At 50.6% G+C, this 3,718-nt stretch carries 4 protein-coding genes; 2 read left to right on the plus strand and 2 right to left on the minus strand.

Annotated elements, in window-relative coordinates:
- Positions 1 to 348 precede the first annotated feature (348 nt).
- Both B7L09_RS04985 and B7L09_RS04990 read left to right on the plus strand, forming a co-directional pair.
- On the plus strand, positions 349 to 1,182 hold the full coding sequence (locus tag B7L09_RS04985) for a glycosyltransferase (RefSeq protein WP_094467956.1): 834 nt from the start codon (positions 349 to 351) through the stop codon (positions 1,180 to 1,182).
- Between the two features lie 60 nt (positions 1,183 to 1,242).
- Positions 1,243 to 2,046, plus strand: a complete 804-nt coding sequence (locus B7L09_RS04990; RefSeq protein ID WP_094467957.1) for a 2OG-Fe(II) oxygenase — start codon at positions 1,243 to 1,245, stop codon at positions 2,044 to 2,046.
- A gap of 394 nt (positions 2,047 to 2,440) precedes the next feature.
- Here the strand turns inward: B7L09_RS04990 and B7L09_RS04995 are convergent, their stop codons facing one another.
- Positions 2,441 to 2,803 (minus strand): DUF6463 family protein, encoded by a 363-nt coding sequence (locus B7L09_RS04995; protein WP_094467958.1) that lies wholly within the window; start codon positions 2,801 to 2,803, stop codon positions 2,441 to 2,443.
- 453 nt (positions 2,804 to 3,256) lie between these two features.
- A complete protein-coding gene (locus B7L09_RS05000) occupies positions 3,257 to 3,619 on the minus strand; it encodes a DUF6124 family protein (protein WP_094467959.1) in 363 nt (120 codons plus the stop codon).
- Between the last annotated feature and the right edge of the window lie 99 nt (positions 3,620 to 3,718).

Below are 3,718 nucleotides of genomic sequence, written 5' to 3' on the forward strand. Positions count from 1 at the left end.
ACACGAATCTCGACCCTGCTTGGGAAGACTCTGTAGGTGCTAACACACCGAATGTGAACGCCACACGTAAGCTCAGCTCACCCTTCCCCGAGAAGGTCGCCTGACCAGCCTCCTTATGTGACGAATTAATTCACGGATATTTACCGATGGAGTAGGTCCTTATACGATGGAGTCCGCATTTATTCCTGCCCATCACGTCTGAGTAAGCTATGGTTATTCGGTGTATGACAAAACGGATTAACAAATTGTGTTTTATGGCCACGCAANCGTGAAAAAATAAACAGCAGCTGGATACAGGCGCGATTATTTTTAGCATCTATTTCCAAGCTATTATTGAGTGTGTGAACAATGGGTGGCACTGATTTTCTGGCTGAAAAAACTAAAGTTTTCAGTATTGTTGTAGTTAACTACAAAACACCCGAAATAACCAAAATATGCTTGGACCTATTGCATCAGCATGTGGGCAACAGCGGCGTCCCGATATGGGTGGTTGACAACTATTCCGCCGATGAAAGCACAGAGTATTTGCGTACACTTGACTGGATCAACCTGATCGAGCGAACCACTCCCGAACCAGAACAGGGCCATATCGCGCATGGTAAAGCACTCGACATGGCGTTGGAACGTATTGATACCGACTACGTATTTCTGCTGCACACCGATACGTTTATTTTTGATAAAAATGTGTTTTCGATGATGCTGAACAAATGCATGAAGAACCCGAAGGTCATAGCCGTTGGTTGTGTAGAACAATTAAACCGCGGTATCACTAGAACCCTCTGGCGCTTTAGTTCACGACTATTCAAACACCACTTCAGACGTACGAAACTTTCCCTTGGGCTACGCTCCAGAGAGCCAAAGCCGTACAGGGAAGTTTACCTGAAGAGCTTCTGTACGTTATGGAACTGCAAATTGATCAAACAGCACGACATGCATTTTTTGATGGATGATCGTGTGCCTGGCTATACCCTCCAAGACCGCATGACCGAGCTTGGTTATGTTGTTGAACTTTTGTCGCCGCGTAAGATATTCAGTTATCTCGATCACATTCAGTCCGGCACTGTAGCTGCCGCTGGAGGCTATGAAACGACTCATAGACGCACCAAGATGTACAACAACGTCCTGGAGCGTCTGAGCAAGGACGATAGCAAAGGTCAAACGTCGCAGGCACGCAACAAGTAGTGTAGGCAACACTATCAAAAGTCATCCATAGGTCTTTATGTTCAGGTTATTGGAGCGGTAATGACACCCATCACTAAAACACTACCCATCACCCTCTCCCCGGAGCTTGATTTCGACCAGAACGCCGCCAGCACTTTTGGTCACTCACTAGCCAGTTGCTATGTCCAGGCCACGCCATTTCCACACATCGTCATCGATGATTTTTTACCGGAAGACCTGATTGCGAGTATCTGCGCGCACTTCCCAGTCGAGCCAACCAACAACGAAATGCTCTACGAGCGTGGCTATAAAGGTCAGCACAAACGGCAAATCAGTCCCAACGAATGCGATCCCTATCTGAAGACGGTGTTCAATGCCTTTAACTCGGCACCCATGTTGCAGTTTCTTGAAAAGCTGACGGGCATCGAAGGTTTGATACCCGACCCATACTTTACCGGTGGCGGGCTGCATGAAACAAAAAAGGGTGGTTTCCTGGGGGTGCACTCGGACTTCAGACTCAACAAAAAGCTTAATATTGAACGCAGACTGAATGCCATTATTTATCTTAACGAAGACTGGCAGGAGGAATACGGCGGCAACCTGGAACTTTGGGATGTCGACATGAAGACTTGTCTTAAAAAAGTCCTGCCGATTTATAACCGCTGCGTCATTTTCAACACAGACAAAGACAGCAACCATGGGCACCCAGAGCCTTTAACGACTCCGCAGCACATCACGCGCAGGTCTATAGCGCTTTATTACTACACCGCAGCAACCGTGGCGGCCGATCCCGCACAAAGAAACAAAACCCATTACAAGCCAAGGCCCAAAGATCGTTTAAGCCTCAAGTACTATATGAGCAAGCTGATCAAGAAGAAAAACTAAACAATATTGCCAGGAAGGGGGGGGGCCGACCCCTTCGCGGGCAAGCCCGCTCCCACAGGTACGGCGGCGTCCCTGTGGGGGCGGACTCGCTCATGAAGATATCAGTCGCATCTGCAGGAAAATGGTTGCTATAATTTCCTGGCCGGGGTGTACCAGACTTCGTCTCCTGGTGCCAAGGCCATCACACCCGGCCCCACTTCTTCGACAACGTCAGATAGTTCGTGTCCGGTACATGCGCTAGTCACGCGAGAAGGGCAAAAGAGAATCACGACAAAATTTTTTCCGAGAATACGAAGTCATCAACATCGTGTCTACGCTCAATCGTGGGCTGAGCGTTTCAGTCCATTTATGTCCGCTTCTGGCCGATTGCCTGTCGTGAAGGATGAACCGTTTGTCAGGCATACAAGCCATACCCTGCCGCGATGATCAGCGGAGAAACCAGAAGCGTTGCCCAGAATCCAGATTTTGGAACAGCAATGATGCAAATGATCGAGATCATCAGCACATAGATGCCAACAATTTTAAGTAGCGCGAGATCGCCAACGGCTACGGCGTGGATCGCTGTCTGCCCTGCGAGCATAAAAAGCGGCCCCAGCATGGTAAACCAGAGGGCTGCACGCCGATCTTCGTGCGCCCTGAACTGGTCAACGAAGCCAGCATTTACAGCGGCGGCGAATGCTGCTTTGAACTTGAGAATACCGAATGGAATATGGAGCACGCCCAAGGAGAACAGGGTCCATGCGACGATGTTTGACATGTCTTATATGCTCCGTAACGGTAAGGTGGTTTAGAAGTGGTCACGGCAAATGCGACATTGTTCAGGGAGAAACGCAGCATGGATGACGGCAAGGACTGCAGCCCTCGAACGAAGCTATCCATTTGCCATCACCGTGTCCACCGTCCACTTTTGGCCGATTTCTGCCTGTCACGACCGGCTGAAACCGCCCCATAGCCGACATCGGCGGGACTTACGCTTAGCTGAATTGACGCTCATACAGGGTGACCTGCTTAGGAAACAGCTCGCCATAGAGAGGATGTGGAATGCCGAAAATGNCGAGGGAGGCTAGATCGACTGACCGCTTTTGGCTGTCGATTCAACCGGTCGACGCAACACGACTAAATTCTGTGTAAGCAGAAGGAGTGTTGCAGATGAAGCAGTAACCTCCCCTCTGTGACGACGGGTTAACCCACCGCCACAGAGGGTGCACTCTTACTCCTTCACCTCAACCTTATCCAACGCCTGATTCACCGCCAATTCCCCCAACATCACCACCTGAGTAATCCCCAGCAGCGTCTTGCGATGCGAGTTATCCAGCAACGCCGCGAAATTGCTGAGCATGGTAGTCGCCGAGCCCAGTGATTCGCTGGCGTTGGCCAGCAGGGATTCGGTGTCGTATTTGGGGTTGGCGAGGAACATGGGTTCGGGTTCGTGGTTGCTGGCCATGATGTGGGCGCCCGGATTTAGGTAATGGTCGAGGGCGCGTTCGGCGGCATCGTGGAGTTTTCTGGAATCGAGGGATTCGTAGGGCGATGCCGGATTGGTGTCTGGTGGGTTTGGTGTTGGTTTGATCATGGTGAAACCTCTAGCGCGAATATTTCAAGGAGCCATCACCCTCTCGCTACCAAACGGAGGGTGGCGGCCATACGCGGGTTGGTAGACCGGTCGCACTAG

This window comes from Pseudomonas mandelii (assembly GCF_002251635.1).
In the GTDB taxonomy this organism is placed as follows: Bacteria; Pseudomonadota; Gammaproteobacteria; order Pseudomonadales; family Pseudomonadaceae; genus Aquipseudomonas; species Aquipseudomonas mandelii_B.

Coding starts and splice junctions, on each gene's coding strand:
- B7L09_RS04985 (WP_094467956.1), top strand. CDS start 349: ATGGGTGGCACTGATTTTCTGGCTGAAAAAACTAAAGTTTTCAGTATT.
- B7L09_RS04990 (WP_094467957.1), top strand. CDS start 1,243: ATGACACCCATCACTAAAACACTACCCATCACCCTCTCCCCGGAGCTT.
- B7L09_RS04995 (WP_094467958.1), bottom strand. CDS start 2,803: ATGTCAAACATCGTCGCATGGACCCTGTTCTCCTTGGGCGTGCTCCAT.
- B7L09_RS05000 (WP_094467959.1), bottom strand. CDS start 3,619: ATGATCAAACCAACACCAAACCCACCAGACACCAATCCGGCATCGCCC.